Genomic DNA, 21,952 nt, shown 5'->3' with positions numbered 1-21,952 from the left:
TTGAAAGTTTTTTTAAAGTCAAAAATATACGGTCTTAGCGTGTAGGCCACCTTAAAGACCTTAATAGATTAAAACATAATAATGAAAAAAATACTTTTTTTATCCTTAACTCTAACCCTTGCGGTAAGCTCTTACGGGCAGTCCAATTCTAAAATTTATAAAGATCCTTCTGTATCTATAGAAAAAAGAATTGATGCCTTATTACCCTTAATGTCGTTGGAAGAGAAGGTAGCACAGATGCGAATTTTTCATGCAAATATTGGTATTGGAGCGGATAAAGATGGTCATTTAAAACTTTCAGATAATGTTGTCGAAAAATTAAAATTAGGAATTGCAGGTATTAAAAATCCAGGCGAAAGTCTTAGTCCGCTAGAATCAGCAAAACTAAATAATGAACTTCAAAAATATATTATTGAGCATAACCGTTGGGGAATTCCTGCGCTTTTTGTTACAGAATCTTATAATGGGGTAGATGCCGAAGGGAATACTGTTTTTGGAAGACCAATCACTTCTGCAGCGTCTTTCAATCCTAGTTTGGTAAATCGTTTATGGGATGTTGTTGGTCGCGAAGCGCGTTTAAGAGGAATGCATATGTGTCATTCTCCGGAAGCAGATATTGTTCGCGATCCGCGTTTTGGTAGAATGAGTGAAGCTTTTGGTGAGGATACGTACTTAACAACTCAAATGGTTACGAGCGCTATAAAAGGTGTTCAAGGTAATTATGATGGTCTTGGTCATGGAACGCATATCGGAGCAGTGGTGAAACATTTTGCAGGCTACGGTCAAGTTTTAGGGGGTACCAATTTCGCAGCAGTCGAGATTTCTCCTAGAACACTTATCGATGAAATTTATCCGCCCTTCGAAGCAGCTGTAAAAGAGGCTAGAACTTTAGGAGTTATGGCGTCGCATGCCGACATTAACGGTGTTGCAAGTCATGGTAATCCTGCTCTTATTAATGGAGTTTTAAAAAATGAATGGGGTTTTAATGGTTATGTCGTATCAGACGCTAACGATATTGCGCGTTTATATTCATTTATGAAAGTGGCAGAATCTAAAGAAGCAGCGGCTATAATGGGACTTACGGCAGGTATGGATGTCGATTTATATTCTGAAGATGCATACGGACTTTTACCAGAGATAGTAAAAACACACCCAGAGATTGTGCCTATGATCGATGAAGCTACGCGACGTGTGTTACGAACTAAATTTATCTTAGGACTTTTTGATAATCCTTATATAGATATCGATACAGTCGAAAAAAATGTGAGAAGTAAATCGTCTTTAGCATTAGCTCAAGAAGCCGACTTAGAATCGATAATCTTATTAAAAAATGAAAATCAAACCCTTCCTTTAGCTAAAGGAAGTAAGAAAAAAATTGCGCTTTTAGGACCAAGAGTTACTATAAAGACAAAAGCGGCTTTCGAATCTATTTCAGGGAACAAAAATACATTTGTTGCAGAAACAGGTTTTAAATTAACAAACGAAAAAAGAGGAATTCCGTCATTAAGCACAGATAATGAAGCTGGAATAGACAAATTAGTAGAAATAGCGAAAACATCGGATGTGGTTGTACTTTTCTTAGGCGGAGATGGTTTTACGTCTAAAGAAGCCTTTTTTGGTAGTGCTTTAGGAGATAGAGCTTCTATAGATCCTGTTGGTGGTCAAGATGAGTTAATAACAAAAATTAAGGCTTTAGGAAAACCGACTATAGTGGTTTTACAACACAGAAGAACGTTATCTATAAATACAATTTCGGAACAAGCCGACGCGATATTAGATGGATGGGATTTAAGTGAATTTGGCGATAATTCTATGGCAAAAGTTATTTTCGGAGAAGTCTCTCCTTCAGGAAAATCTCCAGTTACAATTCCAAGATCTATCGGTCAATTACCATTTCACTATAGCGGTAAAGAAATAAACAATAAAAAAGGATATTTATTTATGGAGAATGGGCCTCTTTATCCGTTTGGATATGGCTTAAGTTATTCGACTTTTAAATATGCTAATTTAAAATTATCGCGTCCAACAATGTCTGCTACAAGCACAATAGATGTTAGTGTAGAGATAACTAATGCTGGAACTTTTAAAGCTAAAGAAGTTGTTCAGTTGTACATAAAAGATCAAGTAGGTTCTGTGCTTAGACCAGATAAAGAATTAAAAGGTTTTAATAAAATTGAATTAAACCCCGGAGAGACAAAAACGGTTACGTTTTCCATCACACCTAAAATGTTAGAATTTACTGGAATTTCTATGGATAAAATTTTAGAATCTGGAAATTATACAGTGATGATAGGGACTTCGTCTAACGAAGGACTTAAAGGTGAATTCAGACTTAATAAATAAGATAAAAATATAAACAAAAAGACTTGCCTAATTGTGGTAAGCATTTTAAAACTATTAACGCTCTAAAACCCCGTAAAAAAGCATGTCTAATGTAGCAGAAACAGTAACCAATAAAAATTCAAATAAAATAGCGATTGCAATTATTGCGGCACTATTTTTTATTTTTGGATTTGTAACTTGGATTAACGGTGCCCTTATTCCGTTTATGAAAACCATTAACGAACTTACAGATGCTCAATCGTATTTAGTGGCATCGGCATCGTATATTTCATTTGTTGTGATGGCGCTTCCTGCGTCTTACATTCTGGATAAAATAGGGTATAAAAAAGGGATGTCTTTAGGTTTATTTGTTATGGCTATAGGGGCCTTAATTTTTATTCCCGCGGCAGAAGCCAGAACATATTGGTTGTTTTTAACGGGTATTTTTGTTCAAGGTATGGGAATGACGTTGTTACAAACGGCTTCCAATCCTTACATCACCATTCTTGGTCCAATAGATAGTGCGGCGAAACGTATCGCTATTATGGGAATTGCAAATAAAGTTGCAGGAGCTTTAGGATCTATAATTTTTGGAGCCATTTTACTTTCTGGAATCGACGAGGTTAAAGATAAATTAGCTACGGTTTCTTTAGCTGAAAAAGACCAATTGCTAAATACTATGGCAGATAGTGTGGTTACACCATATATTGTAATGGCTATTGTTTTAGCTGTATTGGGGGTGTTAATTAGAAAAGCCCCACTTCCGGATATCGAAGTGCCGGAAGATGATATCACGGCAGATGTAAAGGATCAAAAGACAAGTGTATTCCAATTTCCGCATCTATGGTTAGGGGTAATTACCTTATTCTTTTATGTAGGGGCAGAGGTTATTGCTGGGGATACTATTATTTCTTACGGAATATCGTTAGGGTTTTCTTCTGAAGAAGCAAAATCTTTTACAGCTTATACCTTATTAGCCATGGTCTTAACGTATGCTCTAGGTGTGGTTTTAATTCCTAAATATTTAAAACAGAAAACAGCACTAATTATTAGTGCCGTCTTAGGAATAGTATTTAGCTGTTGTATACTTATGTCTTCGGGATTAGTGTCTGTATTATTTGTTGCAGCCTTAGGAATCTCGAATGCTTTAGTTTGGCCAGCAGTTTGGCCATTAACTTTAGAAGGCTTAGGTAAATTCACTAAAACAGCTTCAGCTTTACTGGTTATGGCAATATCTGGGGGAGCAATTATTCCGCCATTATACGGGAAATTGGTAGATATGAATAAAGCAGATTTGGTATTGAGTGGTATGGCAGAGTCGGAAGCCTTGTCTCAGGCGGCAACAAGTAGTTATTGGATATTAATTCCATGTTACGCCTTTATTCTGTTTTTTGCCTTATGGGGACATAAATACAAGAGTTGGACTAAAAAGAGTTAATGATTTTTTCATTACTAGTTAAACTAAAGCAGGGATTAATACTGTTATTTCACGTTTAAAATAATGGTTAAAAGGTATATCACCAAAAGATAAAACAACCTATTACACGAAATAAATATTAGATCATTTTCTAATACTAAAAATTAAATAAAATATTATGCTAAATAGTAAGATTGACAAAGCAACAGGTTTTGAAAAAAGATTTGAAAATATTGGAACTGTAGTTTATGAAAATTCTACTTCAGGGTCTAAGGCTGTTGCTAAGGAAATTGCCGATTTAATTCGGGTTAAACAATCTCAGAAACAGCCATGTATTTTAGGCCTTGCAACAGGGTCTTCTCCAAAAGGTTTGTATTCGGAATTAGTTAGATTACACAAAGAAGAAGGGTTGAGTTTTAAAAACGTAATTTCTTTTAATCTTGACGAATATTATCCAATGCAACCAGATTCTGTAAATAGCTATGTGCGATTTATGAATGAATTGTTATTTAATCATGTCGATATTTTACCAGAGAATTGTCACGTTCCAGACGGGACATTATCTAAAGAAGAAATTGCAAATTATTGTACAGCATACGAAGCTAAGATTGAAGCATTAGGTGGTATCGATTTACAAATTCTGGGTATTGGAGGGAACGGACATATTGGTTTTAACGAATCAGGATCGTTACAAAACTCTAAAACCAGATTAGTCGCTCTAGATCATATTACAAGAGTGGCAGCCAGTAGTGATTTCTTAGGATTAAACAATACGCCAAGAACGGCAATTACCTTAGGTGTAAAAGTGATTATGGAAGCCCAACGCGTTATTTTAATGGCTTGGGGAGAAGGTAAGTCTAATATAATAAAACAGTCTGTAGAGGGGCAAGTGACCAACTTAGTGCCTGCATCTTTTTTACAGGAACATGGCAATGTTACGTTTGTTTTAGATAAAGAAGCATCGTCTAAATTAACACGTGTAAACACACCTTGGTTAGTCGAAAAAATAGAGTGGACAGATAAGCTAATAAGAAAAGCGGTTTTAGGTTTAGCGCAACATTTAAAGAAACCTATACTGATGCTTACCGATGCCGATTATATTGAAAACGGTATGAGCGATTTATTAGCAGATTCAGGTCCGGCATACGATATAAACATAAAAATATTTAACAGATTACAGAATACAATTACAGGTTGGCCTGGAGGAAAACCAAACGCCGACGATTCTAAACGTCCGGAGCGTGCAGAACCTTCTAAAAAACGTGTCCTTATTTTTAGTCCGCATCCAGACGATGATGTGATTAGCATGGGAGGAACATTTAAACGTTTACAAGAACAAGGTCATGATGTGCATATCGGATACCAAACTTCTGGGAACATTGCTGTGTCCGACGCTGAAGCTTTACGTTTTGCAGCCTTTGTTTGCGATTATAACGACAAATTTGGAATTAAAAATGTAGAGGCCGAAAATATTTTTAAGAAAGCCTTAGATTTTCTTCATAATAAAAAAGGAAGCGAAATAGATATTCCTGAAGTGAGACATATTAAAGGTTTAATTAGAAAGGGAGAAGCACAAGCGGCATCTCATTTTATAGGTCTAGACGATACTCATATTCATTTTATGGAATTACCATTTTATGAAACGGGAGCTATAGAGAAAATGCCTTTAGGAGACGAGGATATTAAAATAACAATGGATCTTATCGATAAAATTAAACCACATCAAATTTATGCTGCAGGCGATTTAGCCGATCCGCATGGAACTCACAAAGTGTGTTTAGATGCTATTTTTAGAGCAGTAAAAGAACTGAAGCCTAAAAAGTATATGGACGACTGTTGGGTGTGGTTATACCGTGGTGCATGGCAAGAATGGGGTGTCGATGAAATTGAAATGGCAGTACCAATGAGTCCAGATCAGGTTCTAGATAAACGTCATGGTATTTTTAAACATCAATCTCAAAAAGATGGTGTGGTGTTTTTAGGAACAGACAGTAGAGAATTTTGGCAACGTGCAGAAGATAGGAATAAGGAAACGGCCGAAGTTTATCATCAATTAGGATTGGCGCATTATGCGGCCATGGAAGCTTTTGTAAGATGGCATTTTTAAAATAAATTATAATTAAAAAGGGTAATTAAATCATGTTTAATTACCCTTTTTTTATGTTGTAAAAATAGACGTTAGCTCTGTTATTAAAACGTTATATTAATTGTAAAACGATCTAATATCAAAAAGAAGCGCTTGCATAGCTCTTAAATATAAAATTCTGAAGTTTGCTTAATATCCTTCAAAACAAACGTACTGTTTAAAACGCCTATATTTTCAATTTTAGACAATTTGTATTTTACAAAATTGTGATAATCTTCTAGTCCTTTGGTATTTATTTTTAGAATAAAATCGACTTCACCAGCCATATGGTAGCATTCTTGAACTTCTTCAAGATTCTGAATTTGTTCTTCGAAACTTTCAATAAAAGCTTCGTTATGGTAACGCATCGATACTTGGCAAATGGTGGTCACAGATCTATCGATTAGTTTTTTGTCTAGAATGGCAACATACTTTTTTATAAAGCCTTGCTTCTCTAATCGTCGGATACGTTCGTATACAGGAGAAGCTGTCATGTTTAATTTATTCGCTATTTCCTTGGCTGTTTTTTTAGAATCCTTTTGTAAAATTCTTAAAATAGTAGTGTCAATCTCATCTAATGGTTCCATAATTTAAACTAAAAATTACTGTTATTATATTCTTTAATAGTCTTCAAAAGTAAAAATAGTTTAATTAAGTGTGTTTGTAAGTAATTATTACTTAATAAGGCTTAATATTTCTTTAAAAACATCACAAATTATAACTTTGTAAGTAAATTAAGCTTAGGCTTATGAATAATTATGATATGAATACAGTAGTTTTAGTTATAGGTGCAAATGGCCAATTAGGTTCTGTTTTAGTAAAATCATTGCAGGACAAATTTGGGATGGATAATGTGGTGGCTTCAGATTTAAGAACAAAAGAAGGATATCAAGGAATCTTTGAGATTATTGATGCTACTAATTTTGAACGTATTCAGGAGGTTGTTACAACTTATAAAGTGACTCAGATTTATCACTTAGCGGCTATATTGTCTGCAAAAGGGGAAGAAATCCCATTGCAAACTTGGGATATTAATATGAAAACAATGTTTAATGTTTTTGAAGTAGCCCGACTAAATAATATAGAGAAAGTATTTTATCCAAGTTCTATTGCGGTATTTGGAGACGGAGCAGATAAAGAATCTACGCCAAACAATGCGTATTTAGATCCGGCTACGGTTTACGGTATAAGTAAAGCCTCTGGAGAAAATTGGGCGCAATATTATTTCTTAAGATATGGTTTAGATGTCCGTTCTATTCGTTATCCTGGAGTTATTGGATACCAGTCCTTACCAGGAGGAGGAACTACAGATTACGCTGTAGATATTTATCATAAAGCAGTTTTAGGAGAAACTTTCGATTGTTTCTTAAAGGCGGATAGTACCTTACCTATGATTTTTATGGAAGATGTGATTCGTGCTACCATAGAGTTAATGGATGCGCCTAAAGAAGCTATAAAAACAAGAACGTCTTACAATATTGCAGGAGTAAGTTTTTCGCCTTCAGAAGTTACAGCAGAAATTTTAAAAACATATCCAGATTTTAAAGTAAATTACACACCAGACTTTAGACAGCATATAGCAGATAAATGGCCAAAATCTATCGACGATTCATCTGCAAGAGCAGAATGGGGATGGAAACCAGAATACGATTTGGAAGCCATAACCAAAACAATGATTAAAGAATTAAAGATTTATTATAGTTTAATACAAGCCTAATTAATACACCTACAAAAAATAAAAATTATGTATTCAAATATAAAAAACGACTTACAAGCAGAAATACAAACTTTAAAAGAAGAAGGTTTATATAAAAGAGAGCGTGTAATAACAACACCACAAAGTGCAGAAATTTCGACAACAGAAGTGAATGATGTTATTAATTTTTGTGCAAACAATTATTTAGGATTATCCTCGCATCCAGATGTTTTAGAAGCCAGTAAAAAAACAATAGATTCTCATGGTTTCGGAATGTCTTCGGTACGTTTTATTTGCGGAACTCAAGATATTCATAAGATATTAGAAGAAAAAACAGCGGCTTTCTTAGGAATGGAAGACTGTATATTATACGCGGCAGCTTTCGATGCTAATGGTGGTATTTTCGAGCCTCTATTAACTGCAGAAGATGCCATTATTTCAGATGCTTTAAATCATGCTTCTATTATTGATGGAATTCGTTTATGTAAAGCAAAACGCTTTAGATATTCGCATAACGACATGCAAGATTTAGAAAAGCAATTACAAGATGCAGAAGGTTCTAGACGTAAGTTAATTGTAACAGATGGTTCTTTCTCTATGGATGGTACTATCGCTCAATTAGATAAAATTTGTGATTTAGCCGATAAGTATGATGCATTGGTTATGATAGACGAATGTCACTCTACTGGTTTTTTAGGTAAAACAGGGCGTGGTACGCACGAATATCATAATGTTATGGATCGTGTAGATATTATTACAGGAACCTATGGTAAGGCTTTAGGGGGTGCTTCTGGAGGATTTACAGCGGCAAGAAAAGAGATCGTAGATATTTTACGTCAGAAATCACGACCTTACTTGTTTTCTAATACTGTAGCGCCATCAATTGTTGGAGCTTCAATAAAAGTATTAGATATTCTAACAACTTCTACAGCACTAAGAGATACGTTAGAAGAAAATACCTTGTATTTTAGAAAAAAAATGACCGAAGCAGGATTTAATATTCTGCCAGGAGATCACCCTATAGTTCCTGTTATGTTGGAAGAAGCTCCGTTAGCACAGGAATTCGCTGCAAAACTTCTAGAGGAAGGTATTTATGTTATCGGATTCTTTTACCCAGTAGTACCAAAAGGAAAAGCAAGAATTCGTGTGCAATTATCTGCGGGACATAAACGTCACCATTTAGATAAAGCGATTGAAGCCTTTATTAAAGTAGGAAAATCTTTAAATGTGATTTCGTAATTTTAATATATAAACTCATTTAATTTCTCGGAACACCTTAGTAATATCTAAGGTGTGTTTATTAGAAAACTACAGTTTAAAATTCATTTTAAAACCCTTCTATAGTTTAGAAAATTTATTAATTTTTTAAAGATATAGAAGGGTTTCTTGTGTTTTATTATTAAAAGCTTAAAATGAAGCGCCTTAATAATCAATACCTTAAAATTCTGTATTTTTATAACTTGATTCAAAATAAACAAAACATGAAGAAAGTAGGACTTTTAATTATTGCTTTTATCCTGTCTTTGCCCTCTGCAATGGCAAATGAAGGGATGTGGTTTTTAATGCATATCGAGCGTTTAAATTATCGCGATATGCAAAAAATGGGATTGCAGTTAACACCCGAAGAGATTTATAGTATTAACAACCAGAGTTTAAAAGATGCCATTGTGCAGTTTAACGGAGGTTGTACAGCGAGTATTATTTCTGATAGCGGACTGGTTTTAACAAATCACCATTGTGGGTATAGTGCTATTGCCGAATTATCGACAGCAGAACAAAATCATTTAAAGAATGGATTTTGGGCAGATTCTCAGGAAGCTGAAATGAAGCCAGAAAGCTTATATGTACGTTTTTTTGTAAGAATGGACGATGTGTCTAAACGTATCTTATCATTGGTTAACGACACAATGAGCGAAAAAGAACGTGAAGCTATTATAAACAAAGAGATTGCTAAAATTGAAGCAGAAAATAATGAAGGTGGTAAATACACCGTTTCTGTACGTTCGTTTTACCAAGGTAACGAATATTATTATTTTGTTTACGAAGATTATAACGATGTGCGCTTAGTAGGAACGCCACCGGAAAGTGTGGGTAAATTTGGTGGAGATACAGATAACTGGGAGTGGCCAAGACACACCGGAGATTTTTCGTTATTTAGAGTATACGCCAACGAAGACGGCGAGCCTGCAGAATATTCGAAAGCCAATGTGCCTTTAAAAGCTAAATATCATTTACCTGTAAATATCGATGGAGTAAAAGAAAACGATTTTGCCATGATTTTAGGATATCCTGGTCGTACTAACCGTTGGATGCCAGCTTCAGGAGTAGAGCAAAATGTAAAATATGCGTATCCTGCTTGGGTAGAAAGTTCAAAACTAAGCATGGATGTGTATAAAAAATACATGGATGAAAGTGAAGAGGTTAATCTAATTTATGCGTCTAAATATGCAGGAATTGCTAACTACTGGAAAAACAGACAAGGCATGATTGATGCCTTAACAGCTCATAAAACTGTTGAAACCAAACGCAAAACCGAGAAGAAATTTGCAAAGTGGGCCAACAAGAAAAAAAATAGAGATACTTATGGAGATGTTATTGAAAATATAAATAACTACTACGACTTAACGAATGAGAAAGCAAAACAAGGGAATTACTTATTCGGTATGTTACGTTCTAGTAAGCTATCGAGTTTGCCTTATAGTTTAGGAAAAGGGTTAGAGTATTACGCAAGTCAGAATGACGCAAAGCAAGCCGAATTACTACCTAAATTAGAGGAGTCTATCGCTGGTGGTTATAAAGATTTCTACTTGCCTTTAGAAAAAGAAGTATATGCTAAGCAATTGGGTTTGTATGCTTCGAAATCTAATTATCCGCTTCCGGAAATTGTTTCAGAAATAGGAAAAGAAAACAATAACGATTTTACGGCCTATATCGATGCGAGTTTTGAGAAGAGTATCTTTACGTCTCAAGAAAAGGTAGAAGCTTTTCTTAAAAATCCAGATGTTACCGTATTAAATAACGATCCGTTGTATATTTTATCTGGTCAGTTATTAGAAAAATATAGAGAAAATCCAGAGCATTTAGTATCCGTAGAAAACGACTTTCAAGCGTCGTATAGATTGTTGGTTGCAGGTTTACGCGAGTCTGGTTTAAGTGAAATACAATATCCAGATGCCAATTCTACCTTACGTTTAAGTTATGGAAAAGTGAGAGCTTTACCTGCAGATTCTAGAAACGATGCTAACGAAAATAATTATACGACGTTTAAGGGGATGATTAATAAATATAAGCCTAACGACCCTGAATTCGATTTAGAGCAAAGCATGTTGGATATCTACGAAAAGAAGGATTACGGACGTTATGCGAATGAATACGGGCAACTTCCTGTAAACTTTTTAACCGATAACGATATTACAGGAGGAAACTCAGGATCTCCAGTTATAAACGGAAAAGGAGAATTAATTGGATTAGCGTTCGATGGAAATATTGAAGCTATGGCGGGAGATGTTATTTTCGATTCAGATTTACAACGTACCATTAATGTCGATATTAGATATGTACTTTGGCTAATCGATAAATACTCTAATGCTAAACACATTGTAGACGAGTTAACCATTATTAGTAAATAGAATAATTGTAGCTATTATATGCATAAGCGACCTAAATTTAGGTCGCTTTTTTTGTTAAATAGTCTCGGACCAAGAAAAATGTTATGCACTTAATTAAGGCGTATAATTCCTTTTCTAACAGGATCTCGTAACGACCTATCTATAACCTTGCTGATATTTTTTTGTGCGAATTTATAACTGTTATTTTATGCATTGGATTCTCATTATAGCGTAAATATTGTAATAGTAAATTGGTAAGATTTATCGCTTCATAAACGCTAGAAAAAACAGATTGAAGCAGTAGATACTTGCTCAAACTAAAAATCCCCGTAATATAATTATTACGGGGATTTTTTCTTTTAAAGATTAAATGTGGTGGATCTATTTATTTAATAAAATCCAGTTGTTTTATATAAAAAGTAACTGTGTTAAAATGTATATCGGTAATAAAACAATCAATGAAAATTTAAACATATAACCAAAGAAACTAGGCATTTTAATACCGTGATCTTCAGCAATAGATTTTACCATAAAGTTTGGACCATTTCCAATGTATGTTAAAGCTCCAAAGAACACCGCACTTGTTGCAATGGCTTTTAGAATGTGCTCTGCTACGTTCGCAACAACTGCTACATTATCTGCAATAGGAATACTAGACGCTACACTATGAAAAGCTACTGCTGTAGGCGTATTGTCTAAGAATGCACTAAGAAATCCTGTAGAATAATAAAATTGCCATGCTTCTGTAAGTCCCATACCTGGAGCATTTTGCTTTAAATAAATTAGGGTTGGCGTCATGGTTATAAATATCCCTATGAATACAACGGCAACCTCAAAAATAGGACCCCATGAAAATTTGTTTTTTTCACGTGTTATTTGCGGTGTCGTAAAGTAAGCGATTGCAGTTAAAGCGACTAGAATGATTTCACGCAAATGCTTAAGCCAAAACGGAGCGTCTGCTTGAGCCATATCAGGAATAACATCATGGTTAATAAAAGCAACAGATAAAATTACGCCTAATAAATAGATAAAATTCATAGCGCCTGTAAGTCGTATAGGTTCAATTTCTCTAGCATCGGCAGCCAAGTTCTCTTTTGGCTCTTTTTTGTAATACTTAGAGTCTACTATATAGTAAATAATTAATAGTAAAGCCCCTGTAAAAGCCCATTCTGGAAGTAGGTTAAAAAACCATGTAAAACTTGCACCTCTTAAGTATAACATAAGTAATGGTGGGTCTCCAAGTGGTGTTAAAAGTCCACCACAATTGGCTACAGCAGCGATAAAGAATAAAATAGTATGTATAGTGAATTTTCTTTCCTGATTAATAGAAATTACTGGTCGTATAAGTAGCATAGCTGCTCCTGTAGTTCCCATAAATGAGGCTAAAAGGTAACCTAGGCCTAAAAATAATGTATTTACCCATGGCTTTGCTTTTATGTCTCCGCTTAAATGTATACCTCCGGTAATTACAAATAAGGCTGTTAATAAGACTATAAAGGGAACATAATCTCCTAAAATTTGATGTTCAAGATGTTCGGTGAGTCCCATACTTACCAAATAATAAATTGTGGGAATACTTAAAATGACTGAAACTAATAGTTTGTTTCGGTTATTTTCCCACCACTCCTCTGCAATTAGAGGTCCTACGGCTATGGCCAATAAAATAATAAAGAAGGGGATTGATGGCCATAGGGGGATTTGTTGTGCTAAGTCCGTACTAGCATGTATTAACAACATAATTTAAATTTTAGGGGTGTATTTTATTAGCACTAATTTATGAAAAATATCAACTATAGCGCATCTAAATTGTATTGTTTAATGTTTAATTTTTTTGTAGATATATAGAAATAATATTAATTTTTATGAGCTTTGTTATAAAATAAAATATAATTTATAATTATGTCTTATATTTTTGAGAATATTTAAGTTTCTAGGTGTATCACATATATTAAGGTGTTCTTGAAGATATTCAATATATAATACAAAATTGAAGAATTATAAAAAACACTATTTTGTGTCGTATTTTTGTCTGTACACCCCGTGCGTTTTGAATTTTTTTTGAATTATTTTTTCAAATAAAATGGAGTTTTAATGGAGGTCTCATGAATTTTTAAACGCAAAAGAGAAAATTTAATATTTATTTTCGGGTGCTAACACGAAATTTTTACGCGAGATAAGCAAATATTGCTATAAGTATTGAAAAATTTTGTTAAAAATGAACTCTATTTATACACATTTAAAACTAAACTGTTCTCCTGTATGTTTTTGAGACAGTATAGCAATGCTAGAATGTTTTAATTGTAAAACTCTCGGGTAACCTCCTGTAACTTGGCAATCTTTCATTAATATAATAAGTTTCCCTGAAGGCGTTAGTTGCACTGTTCCTGGTATAACAGGTGAAGTAATTATAGCCTGTAATTCGTTTTCTAAAGGTTCTTCTAACTGATAAGCCATTCGGTTATTTGTATTTGAAATGGTAAATGCTGTAGAAACTAATTTTTGTTGTTGTAGTTCTGAAAGTAAATCAAATTCTGGACCTTTAAAAACAGCGAGCTTCGTTTGCTTCAAATAGTCTAAATCTACTTTTAATACGGCATTTAAATTAGAGGTGCTAGAAGTATATGCTTCAATGGGTAATTCGTCGTTTTTTGTCAAACAATAGCTTTCTGTTACACCTTGATACATACTGCGGCTATCCATTACTAAATCGCTCTTAATACCGCCTTTTACTGCGAAGTACGTTCGGAATCCTTTTTTTACAGCACCAAAGTTTAAGATATCGTGTTGTTTTACCTCTAATGCTTTATATGCAGAAACGGCTTTGTTATTTATTTTAGGTTGCATATCTGCGCCAGAAATACAAATTAAAGTATCGCATTGAAATTGTAACGACGCTCCAATCATGGTCATTTCAATAACAGCATCGTTTTCATGATTTCCTAGAAGTGTATTTGCGATTTTTAAAGCATATTCATCCATTGCTCCAGAATAGGGGACTCCATAATTCTGGAAACCATACCGACCTAAATCTTGAATGCTAGCGTATAAACCTGGTTTTAAAACTTTAATCATGGCGATCCTCACTTTCTATTTTGTAACTGTCTGCATCAACTAATAGTTTAATCTTCTCAAACTCTTTTAAACTCACGGGATAAAATTGAATAGAATCATTGGATTGTGCAAAGCAGGGTGTTTTAGTATTCGGATTAAAAAAGTTGACAGGTGTTTTTCCTATAATGTTCCACCCACCGGGGCTATCGCTTGGGTAAATGCCGGTTTGGTTTCCGCCAATAGCTACAGATCCTTTTTCTATACGTGGTCTTGGCGTCGATTTTCTTGGCGTTATTAAGGCGTCGTCTAAACCACCTAAATATATAAAACCAGGCAGGAAACCAATAAAGTAAACGGTATATATTACTTCAGAATGCCTCTTAATGATATCTGCTTTCGACATGTTTTTAGAAGCCGACATGGTTTCTAAATCTAAACCAAATGCATCATCATAACACACGGGGATTTTCCAAAGTTTCGATTTTTTGTAAGATGATATCGCTTCAGAATTGTAAATGTTTTTTAATAAGTCGACTTCCTTTTCAAAAGATATAACCGAGTGATACACGATTAAAATAGACTGATATGCCGCACGTATTTCGCGAATGTGTTCTACTTCAGAACGTTTTATTTTATTTTTAAATCGAGTTAAGTCTTCTAAAATAGGTTTCGATATGTGATTGGGCCATTCAATTAAAATAGCATGTTCTCCGAAGGGTTTGTACGAGCGTTCTAGATTCATTATTAACGAATTTGAATGCTTTTAGACGCTAGCCGATTTGATAATTCAGAAATCAACAAATAAGCTTCAGGATTGTCCCCATGAATACAAAATGTTTCCGCTTTTATAGTAACTAATTCTCCTGTTATAGTTTTTACTTTTTCATTCGAAACCATACTATAAACATGCTCAAACAAGGTGTTAGAATCATGAATTATAGCATGAGGTTCTGTTCTGGAAACTAAAGTTAAATCGGCATTATAATTTCTGTCGGCAAAAGCTTCATATATAATCGGAATTTGATTTTCAATAGCAAGTTTAGCAATAACCGAATTGTAAGGCACGTATAATTTTACACGTAGCATTAAGCATTTTAGGACTTCAATAATTACACTTGCAATTTTTTCATCTACAGCAGCCAAATTGTACAAGGCACCGTGTGGCTTAATGTGGTGGAGGTGCAAGTGCTCGGCATCTAAAACATGAATTAAATCTTTTATTTGTTTTTTGATGGAAATATATAAGGCTATACTAGAGATATCCATAGGGTGCCTTCCAAAATTTTCTCTATCAGGAAAGGAGGGATGTGCTCCTATTTTTACACCGTGTTTTTTTGCTAATAACGACACAGATTTCATCGTTTCAACATCGCCTGCATGTCCGCCACAAGCAATGTTGCACGACGAAATAAGAGGCATAAGTTCAGACTCGTTGCCAATGCCTTCGCCTACATCGGCGTTGATGTCTATGTGAGTTTGCATGATTAAAATAGGTTTAGTTGAAAGACCTTGTTTAAGGTCGCTATCGATAACAAGATACTGATAATTAAAATAATGCCACCAAAAATATTTTGTCTGATAGTGTTCTTATGAATGCCTAATACCGATGATTTGTTCATAATCCAGATTAAAAAACCAGCGATAACAGGTAATAGGATACCATTTGTAACTTGTGCAAATTTGATGATTTCGATGGGTTTTATTCCTAATGAAGAAAATAGAACGCCTAAAATAATAATGCTTCCCCAGACACTTTTAAATTTAAAAGTATGCATGTCGTCTTTCCAACCCAAACATCCGCTCATTACAAAAGCGGCAGCCAATGGAGCTGTAATGGCGCTTGTAATGCCAGCGGCAAATAAACCTATAGCCAGAAAATATTTCGCAAAACTTCCAAACAAAGGTTCTAGTCCTTTTGCTAAATCTACAGCGTTATGTACTTCGGAGGTTTGTATGGATGCGGCAGAAATCATGATACACATAGAAACCATACCGCCTAGAACAACAGCTATAATGGTGTCTTTTCTAGCGTATTTTAAATCGGTTGGGGTTTTCCATTTTTCTTTTACTAAAGAAGCGTGTAAAAATAAATTATAAGGTACCACCGTAGTTCCTATTAAAGCGATTACGGTTAGTAAATTTTCTTTTGATAGTTGCGGAAGAAAAACGCCTTTAAAGATGTCTGAAAGATTTGGTTTGGTAATAATGGCTGTAAATAAAAAGGCTAAACTCATTAAGGTGACTAATGCAATCAATACACGTTCTAAGATTTTATAATTTCCGGTATACAATAACGAAAAAGCAATTGCTCCAATAAGTACACTAAATACATTTAAAGAGAACCCCGAAACATTTAAGTTGTACTTGCCTACAATGGCTTCTAAACCTAAAATACCACCACTAATATTGCCAGCTTCGTAAGCGGCGTTTCCAATAACAATGGCAGAAAGTATTAAGATTAAGGCTAAAACTTTTAAAACAGGATGCTTAATTTCTGTTCTAATAATTTCCGACAAGCCTTTTTGAGAAATAATGCCCAATCTTGCCGACATTTCTTGTAAAACTATAGTCGCTAGTATAGATAGTACCATAGCCCAAAGTAAAGAAAACCCAAAGGCTACTCCAGATAAGGTGCAAACAGTTACTGTTCCTGGGCCTATAAAAGCGGCGGCCACTAATGGTCCTGGACCAATATTTTTAAACCAGTTTTTCAAATGCTATTGTGCGATTAAAACGTCTTCTTTTTATTAATTCTTAGATGCAGTATTCAAGATGTAATACATAGAGAAATTCAAAACCCCTTTAAAAAAACATTTTTGTGTTTTCTAAATCAGCGTCTTTTTTCTAATTAAAGTTGAATGTTAATTAACCTTAATCATGACTACATAATAATTAAAAAGAGAGAAATAAAATGTCTCATTGGCTTTTACTTGAACCTTTCGTGTTCTAAAATATGAAAAGGAGTTTTAAAGCAATAGCAGATGTTTAGTTATTTTTTATTTCTAAAGTAAAAAGAAATATTGAAGCTAATTTTTTGTAAAACGGCAATAAGTGTTCTTGTTTTTAAGAATTTAATTGCTGTCTAAAATCGTTACGTTCTAGTAACAACAAATATTAATTTTCATAATCAATAAGCGATGCACTTTCTTTTAGTGTTAAGTTTTTTCGCAAAAGCGTATCTATGGGAATTTTAAAATAATCTGAGACTGTAATTAAAAAGTCTAAAGTAGGTGCAGAGCGACCTTCCTCGTAGGAGCTTATACGAGACCTTGTAACACCCAAATCTTCGGCAAGTATTTCTTGAGTCAGTTTTTTTAAATGTCTAAGATGTTTTAGATTTTTAGCAATCATAGTCATAGTACGTTCAATAGCGTTTTTAGTGATTGTTTAGACGTTAAAATTTTAGATTGCTACAAATACAAGCAATACTTGATTGCAAATGTAACTAATTTTGTGGTATGAATAAAAATATACTACATCTAGATTTAGATACCTTTTTTGTGTCTTGCGAACGCTTAATAGACAGTCGTTTACAGAAACGTCCATTACTTGTTGGTGGAACGGGAGATCGTGGTGTAGTCGCAGCGTGTAGTTACGAGACGCGTCGGTTTGGTGTACATTCGGGCATGTCTATGAAAGTAGCACGGCGCCTATGTCCTGAAGCTGTGGTAATTCGTGGCAATGCATCTATTTATTCTAAATATTCACATCAGGTTACCGATATTATTAAGGAGCAGGTACCCATTTTTGAAAAAGCTAGTATCGACGAGTTTTATGCCGATTTAACAGGTATGGATACCTTTTTTGGGTGCTATAAATATGCATCGGAATTACGAGCTAAGATTATAAAAGAATCTGGATTACCGATTTCGTTCGGTTTGTCGGCTAATAAAATTGTATCTAAAGTCGCAACAGGAGAAGCAAAGCCTAACAATCAGTTACAAATTGATCACGGTTACGAAAAATCGTTTTTAGCACCTTTGTCTATTCGGAAAATTCCATCGGTAGGCGATAAAACCTATCAGACCTTACGCAATTTAGGCATCGATAAAATTAGCGTCATTCAGAATATGCCTGTCGAAATGCTAACCAGTGTATTAGGTGCTAATGGCAGAACCATTTGGAAACGTGCTTTGGGCATCGATAATCCGCCACTTATTCCGTTTCACGAGCGTAAATCCATTTCTATAGAACGCACATTTACAAAAGACACCATAGACATGGTAATGTTAAGAACCACGATTTTTGCTATGGCCGAAAGTTTGGCTTATCAGTTAAGACGTGGAAATAAACTCTCGGCGTGCATAAGTGTGAAGATTCGATATTCAGATTTTAATACTTACTCTAAGCAAATTAAGATTCCATATTCTAGTGCAGATCATGTTATAATTCCTAAGGTTTTAGAGCTTTTTGAAACCTTATATCAAAGACGCTTGTTAATCCGGTTGGTTGGTGTTAAACTGAGTCATCTGGTTACAGGGAATTATCAGATTAATTTATTTGATGATACCGAACAGATGTTAAACCTTTATAACGCGATGGACAAGATTCGTAATCGTTTTGGAGAGCTTAGTGTTCAGAAAGCATCGTCTATGGGAGCCAAAACCATAGGCCGATTCGATAACCCTTTTAACGGCGAGCCACCTGTAATTTTAGCACATAGAAAACAGTAATGTATTTAAATTGTCATACCTATTATTCATTAAGATTCGGAACATTTTCCGAAGTAGAATTGCTTGCTTTAGCAAAAGAGCATGGTGTGGAGTATTTGGCATTAACCGATATAAATAACACCTCTGCTTGTCTTAATTTTATTAGAAAGGCTTCAGCATTTAATATTAAACCCATTGTTGGGATTGATTTTAGAAATGGAGCGCATCAACAATTTGTTGGAATTGCTAAGAATAATGCGGGTTTTTTAGAACTGAATAGTTATTTGTCGGATTATAGTCATTCTAAAAAAAACATACCAAATGAAGCTTTAGCATTTAAAAACGCATTTATTATTTATCCGTTTGAAGCGGTCTTAGAACAAAATAAAACAACATTTAAAACCAATGAATTTATTGGCGTTTCTGTTGAAGAACTTCGGAAATTACCATTTTCAAAATATATAGATTTCAAAGATAAATTAGTCATTCAGCAACAAGTAACGGTGCGCAATAAACGTGATTTTAATGCGCATAGATTGTTGCGAGCGATTGATAATAATACGCTACTCAGTAAACTTCAGAAAACGGAAGAATGTAGAGAACAGGATAAAATGCTTTCGGTAAAGGTGCTCGAGGATGCTTTTCAACAATTCCCTTTTATCATTGAAAACACCAAGAAATTATTAGCGCAATGTGAGATTCAATTCAATTTTGGAGCACATCGTATATCTCAAAATCAGCAAACGTACTTAGCGTCTAAAGATGCGGACTATCAGTATTTAGAGCAACTTTGTAAAGATCATATTTCAAAACGCTATAGTCATATTTCCGAAAAAGTAAAAGAGCGCCTTCGAATAGAATTAAAAACCATCCGAGAGCTAGACTTTGTATCGTACTTTTTAATTAATTACGACATTATAACCTATTCAAAAAGTCAGGGCTATATTCATGTAGGTCGGGGAAGTGGAGCGAATAGTATTGTGGCCTATATTATAGGTATTACCGATGTAGATCCCATCGAGCTAGATTTGTATTTCGAACGTTTTATTAATCCTTTTAGGGCATCGCCACCAGATTTCGACATCGATTTTTCGTGGAAAGACCGAGAAGATATCACGCAATATATTTTCAAACGATTTAAAAATGTAGCCTTATTGGCCACTTATAATACCTTTAAATATCGTGCTGTAGTGCGAGAATTAGGAAAAGTATTTGGCTTACCAAAAGAAGAAATAGATAAACTGGCAGGAGAAAAAAGTCATGCGTTGGAGAGCGACGAAATGGCTGCTTTGGTACTAAAATACGGTGCGCTTATAGAAGAGTTTCCTAATCATTTAAGTGTGCACTCTTGCGGTATTCTAATTTTAGAGCATCCTATTCATTATTATTCGGCAACCGATTTACCGCCAAAAGGATTTCCAACGGTACAATTCGATATGATTATTGCTGAAGATACAGGCATTTTTAAATTCGATATTTTAGGGCAACGGGGTTTGGCAAAAATTAAGGAAGCCATCGAGATTATTGCATATAACAGACCCGAAACGCCACCCATAGATATCACTCAGGTAGAACATTTTAAAAGAGACCCGAAAATTAATGCACTTCTTAAAAGCGGGAAAGCAATAGGGGCGTATTATGTCGAGTCTCCTGCCATGCGTGGCTTGATGCAGAAATTACAAACGCAAGATTATATCGGACTTGTAGCTGCGAGTTCTATAATTAGGCCCGGTGTGTCTGGGTCGGGTATGAAAACGGAGTTTATAAGACGCCAACGAAAACCAGAAACAAGGCGAGAAGGGAATGCGAAGTTATTAGAGATTATGCCCGAAACGTATGGGATAATGGTCTATCAGGAAGATGTACTTAAGGTTGCTAATCAGTTTGCAGGTTTAACTTTAGGGGAAGCCGATGTCTTGCGTCGTGGAATGAGTGGGAAGTTTCGTTCGCGAACAGAATTTGTGGCTGTAGAAGAAAAGTTTATTGCCAATTGTAAAGCACGAGGTTATCCGGATGCTTTAACGTTAGAGGTTTGGAATCAGATTAAAAGTTTTGCAGGTTATGCGTTTGCAAAAGGACACTCTGCATCGTATGCCGTCGAGAGTTATCAGAGTTTGTACTTAAAATGCTATTATCCGTTAGAGTTTATGGTGGCGGTATTAAATAATGGTGGCGGATTTTACAGTGCAGAACATTATATACACGAGGCTAAAATGTGTGGGGCAAATGTGCAACCTCCGTGTATTAATAAAAGCGATCATCCTAATGTTATTAATGGGACTACCATTTATTTAGGATTCGGGTACCTTAGAAGTTTAGAGCATCTTGTTATAAAACGCCTACTTACAGAGCGTCAGTTTAATGGCGAATTTCAATCTTTAGACGATTTTATCGATCGTGTTATCATTAGTATAGAGCAACTAACTATTTTAATTCGAATAGATGCTTTTCGGTTTACAGGACAACCTAAAACGGAATTGTTGTGGCAAGCTATTTTTAAGTGTCAAGCGAACAAATCAAAATCGATACAATCTAAATTGTTTAAACCGGCTCAGAAACATTTTAATTTGCCGAGTTTAAATACCTCGTTTGTAGAAGATGCTTACGACCAAATGGAATTGTTAGGCTTTCCGTTGTGTCCTTATTTTAAATTAATAAATGAAAGCTTACAACCTCATATTAAAGCAAAAGACATGAATAAGCATGTTAATCAGACTGTCTTATTGTATGGCGTTTTGGTGAATACGCGATTTCATAACACCTCGCAAGGTAAGCGTATTCGGTTTTGTACGTTTACAGATCAAGATGGGCATTATTTTGATACGGTACATTTTACCAAAGTTGTTAATCAATATCCGGTTCATGGAATAGGTGTATATGCGTGTTATGGCAAAGTGACATCCGATTTCGATTTTTGTAGTATAGATGTTATTTGGAGTAGGAAATTGTCTGTTATTCCCGACCCTAGAGGAGATTAATAGTTTTGGTAGATCGAGCTTCTGCTTTTAAACACGTCTTAATATAAAATTAAAGTTCTAGTAAGTGTAATCTCTTTTTAGTAATTTAATAGTTTGTATAAGG

15 protein-coding genes are annotated in these 21,952 nt (G+C 34.7%); 8 read left to right on the top strand and 7 right to left on the bottom strand.

What is annotated here, in order from left to right; translation table 11 throughout:
- Nucleotides 1-81 precede the first annotated feature (81 nt).
- From ACKC83_RS00515 to nagB, 3 genes are all read left to right on the top strand, one after another.
- Nucleotides 82-2,343 carry a glycoside hydrolase family 3 N-terminal domain-containing protein gene (locus ACKC83_RS00515; RefSeq protein ID WP_434036642.1) on the top strand — a complete coding sequence of 754 codons (2,262 nt, stop codon included), beginning with the start codon at nucleotides 82-84 and terminating at the stop codon, nucleotides 2,341-2,343.
- 82 nt (nucleotides 2,344-2,425) lie between these two features.
- Nucleotides 2,426-3,760 (top strand): sugar MFS transporter, encoded by a 1,335-nt coding sequence (locus tag ACKC83_RS00510; RefSeq protein ID WP_434036641.1) that lies wholly within the window; start codon nucleotides 2,426-2,428, stop codon nucleotides 3,758-3,760.
- A gap of 157 nt (nucleotides 3,761-3,917) precedes the next feature.
- The gene (gene nagB, locus ACKC83_RS00505; protein WP_414035454.1) at nucleotides 3,918-5,846 is read left to right on the top strand and encodes a glucosamine-6-phosphate deaminase; all 1,929 of its coding nucleotides are present in this window, start codon (nucleotides 3,918-3,920) and stop codon (nucleotides 5,844-5,846) included.
- Nucleotides 5,847-5,989: 143 nt separating this feature from the next.
- Here the strand turns inward: nagB and ACKC83_RS00500 are convergent, their stop codons facing one another.
- Entirely contained in the window at nucleotides 5,990-6,451 is a 462-nt protein-coding gene (locus ACKC83_RS00500; RefSeq protein WP_414035455.1) for an Lrp/AsnC family transcriptional regulator, read from the bottom strand.
- 161 nt (nucleotides 6,452-6,612) lie between these two features.
- Here ACKC83_RS00500 and ACKC83_RS00495 point away from each other — a divergent pair, with 161 nt between their 5' ends.
- The 3 genes from ACKC83_RS00495 to ACKC83_RS00485 all read left to right on the top strand — a co-directional run bounded on the left by ACKC83_RS00495 (nucleotide 6,613) and on the right by ACKC83_RS00485 (nucleotide 11,189).
- Nucleotides 6,613-7,581, top strand: coding sequence for an NAD-dependent epimerase/dehydratase family protein (locus ACKC83_RS00495; protein ID WP_434036640.1), 969 nt, complete (start codon nucleotides 6,613-6,615; stop codon nucleotides 7,579-7,581).
- Nucleotides 7,582-7,608: 27 nt separating this feature from the next.
- Nucleotides 7,609-8,799, top strand: a complete 1,191-nt coding sequence (gene kbl / locus ACKC83_RS00490; RefSeq protein ID WP_414035457.1) for a glycine C-acetyltransferase — start codon at nucleotides 7,609-7,611, stop codon at nucleotides 8,797-8,799.
- 242 nt (nucleotides 8,800-9,041) lie between these two features.
- Complete coding sequence (locus ACKC83_RS00485) at nucleotides 9,042-11,189, top strand: S46 family peptidase (RefSeq protein ID WP_434036639.1); 2,148 nt, start codon at nucleotides 9,042-9,044, stop codon at nucleotides 11,187-11,189.
- Between the two features lie 387 nt (nucleotides 11,190-11,576).
- Here ACKC83_RS00485 and ACKC83_RS00480 read toward each other — a convergent pair whose 3' ends face one another.
- The 6 genes from ACKC83_RS00480 to ACKC83_RS00455 form a co-directional block, all read right to left on the bottom strand.
- Nucleotides 11,577-12,905 (bottom strand): sodium:proton antiporter, encoded by a 1,329-nt coding sequence (locus ACKC83_RS00480; RefSeq protein WP_414035459.1) that lies wholly within the window; start codon nucleotides 12,903-12,905, stop codon nucleotides 11,577-11,579.
- A 489-nt stretch (nucleotides 12,906-13,394) separates the two neighbouring features.
- Nucleotides 13,395-14,240, bottom strand: coding sequence for a biotin-dependent carboxyltransferase family protein (locus ACKC83_RS00475; RefSeq protein WP_434036638.1), 846 nt, complete (start codon nucleotides 14,238-14,240; stop codon nucleotides 13,395-13,397).
- Entirely contained in the window at nucleotides 14,233-14,961 is a 729-nt protein-coding gene (gene pxpB, locus ACKC83_RS00470; protein ID WP_434036637.1) for a 5-oxoprolinase subunit PxpB, read from the bottom strand. Before pxpB ends, ACKC83_RS00475 begins: the two co-directional genes overlap by 8 nt.
- A 2-nt stretch (nucleotides 14,962-14,963) precedes the next feature.
- Nucleotides 14,964-15,701 carry a 5-oxoprolinase subunit PxpA gene (pxpA, locus tag ACKC83_RS00465; protein ID WP_434036636.1) on the bottom strand — a complete coding sequence of 246 codons (738 nt, stop codon included), beginning with the start codon at nucleotides 15,699-15,701 and terminating at the stop codon, nucleotides 14,964-14,966.
- Between the two features lie 2 nt (nucleotides 15,702-15,703).
- Nucleotides 15,704-16,933 (bottom strand): Nramp family divalent metal transporter, encoded by a 1,230-nt coding sequence (locus ACKC83_RS00460; RefSeq protein WP_434036635.1) that lies wholly within the window; start codon nucleotides 16,931-16,933, stop codon nucleotides 15,704-15,706.
- 400 nt (nucleotides 16,934-17,333) lie between these two features.
- Nucleotides 17,334-17,570 (bottom strand): helix-turn-helix domain-containing protein, encoded by a 237-nt coding sequence (locus ACKC83_RS00455; RefSeq protein WP_434036634.1) that lies wholly within the window; start codon nucleotides 17,568-17,570, stop codon nucleotides 17,334-17,336.
- A gap of 107 nt (nucleotides 17,571-17,677) precedes the next feature.
- Here ACKC83_RS00455 and ACKC83_RS00450 point away from each other — a divergent pair, with 107 nt between their 5' ends.
- Together ACKC83_RS00450 and ACKC83_RS00445 are read left to right on the top strand one after the other, a co-directional pair.
- Nucleotides 17,678-18,892 (top strand): DNA polymerase Y family protein, encoded by a 1,215-nt coding sequence (locus tag ACKC83_RS00450; RefSeq protein ID WP_414035465.1) that lies wholly within the window; start codon nucleotides 17,678-17,680, stop codon nucleotides 18,890-18,892.
- A complete protein-coding gene (locus tag ACKC83_RS00445; RefSeq protein WP_434036633.1) occupies nucleotides 18,892-21,849 on the top strand; it encodes a DNA polymerase III subunit alpha in 2,958 nt (985 codons plus the stop codon). Before ACKC83_RS00450 ends, ACKC83_RS00445 begins: the two co-directional genes overlap by 1 nt.
- Nucleotides 21,850-21,952 lie beyond the last annotated feature (103 nt).

The organism is Formosa bonchosmolovskayae (assembly GCF_051016085.1).
In the GTDB taxonomy this organism is placed as follows: Bacteria; Bacteroidota; Bacteroidia; order Flavobacteriales; family Flavobacteriaceae; genus Formosa.
The sequence above is the reverse complement of the archived record's forward strand: the minus strand, read 5'-3'. Positions and strand labels throughout refer to the sequence as shown.

Excerpts from the sequence above, each read along its gene's own strand:
- ACKC83_RS00515 (WP_434036642.1), top strand. The coding sequence starts at position 82 with ATGAAAAAAATACTTTTTTTATCCTTAACTCTAACCCTTGCGGTAAGC.
- ACKC83_RS00510 (WP_434036641.1), top strand. The coding sequence starts at position 2,426 with ATGTCTAATGTAGCAGAAACAGTAACCAATAAAAATTCAAATAAAATA.
- nagB (WP_414035454.1), top strand. The coding sequence starts at position 3,918 with ATGCTAAATAGTAAGATTGACAAAGCAACAGGTTTTGAAAAAAGATTT.
- ACKC83_RS00500 (WP_414035455.1), bottom strand. The coding sequence starts at position 6,451 with ATGGAACCATTAGATGAGATTGACACTACTATTTTAAGAATTTTACAA.
- ACKC83_RS00495 (WP_434036640.1), top strand. The coding sequence starts at position 6,613 with ATGAATAATTATGATATGAATACAGTAGTTTTAGTTATAGGTGCAAAT.
- kbl (WP_414035457.1), top strand. The coding sequence starts at position 7,609 with ATGTATTCAAATATAAAAAACGACTTACAAGCAGAAATACAAACTTTA.
- ACKC83_RS00485 (WP_434036639.1), top strand. The coding sequence starts at position 9,042 with ATGAAGAAAGTAGGACTTTTAATTATTGCTTTTATCCTGTCTTTGCCC.
- ACKC83_RS00480 (WP_414035459.1), bottom strand. The coding sequence starts at position 12,905 with ATGTTGTTAATACATGCTAGTACGGACTTAGCACAACAAATCCCCCTA.
- ACKC83_RS00475 (WP_434036638.1), bottom strand. The coding sequence starts at position 14,240 with ATGATTAAAGTTTTAAAACCAGGTTTATACGCTAGCATTCAAGATTTA.
- pxpB (WP_434036637.1), bottom strand. The coding sequence starts at position 14,961 with ATGAATCTAGAACGCTCGTACAAACCCTTCGGAGAACATGCTATTTTA.
- pxpA (WP_434036636.1), bottom strand. The coding sequence starts at position 15,701 with ATGCAAACTCACATAGACATCAACGCCGATGTAGGCGAAGGCATTGGC.
- ACKC83_RS00455 (WP_434036634.1), bottom strand. The coding sequence starts at position 17,570 with ATGATTGCTAAAAATCTAAAACATCTTAGACATTTAAAAAAACTGACT.
- ACKC83_RS00450 (WP_414035465.1), top strand. The coding sequence starts at position 17,678 with ATGAATAAAAATATACTACATCTAGATTTAGATACCTTTTTTGTGTCT.
- ACKC83_RS00445 (WP_434036633.1), top strand. The coding sequence starts at position 18,892 with ATGTATTTAAATTGTCATACCTATTATTCATTAAGATTCGGAACATTT.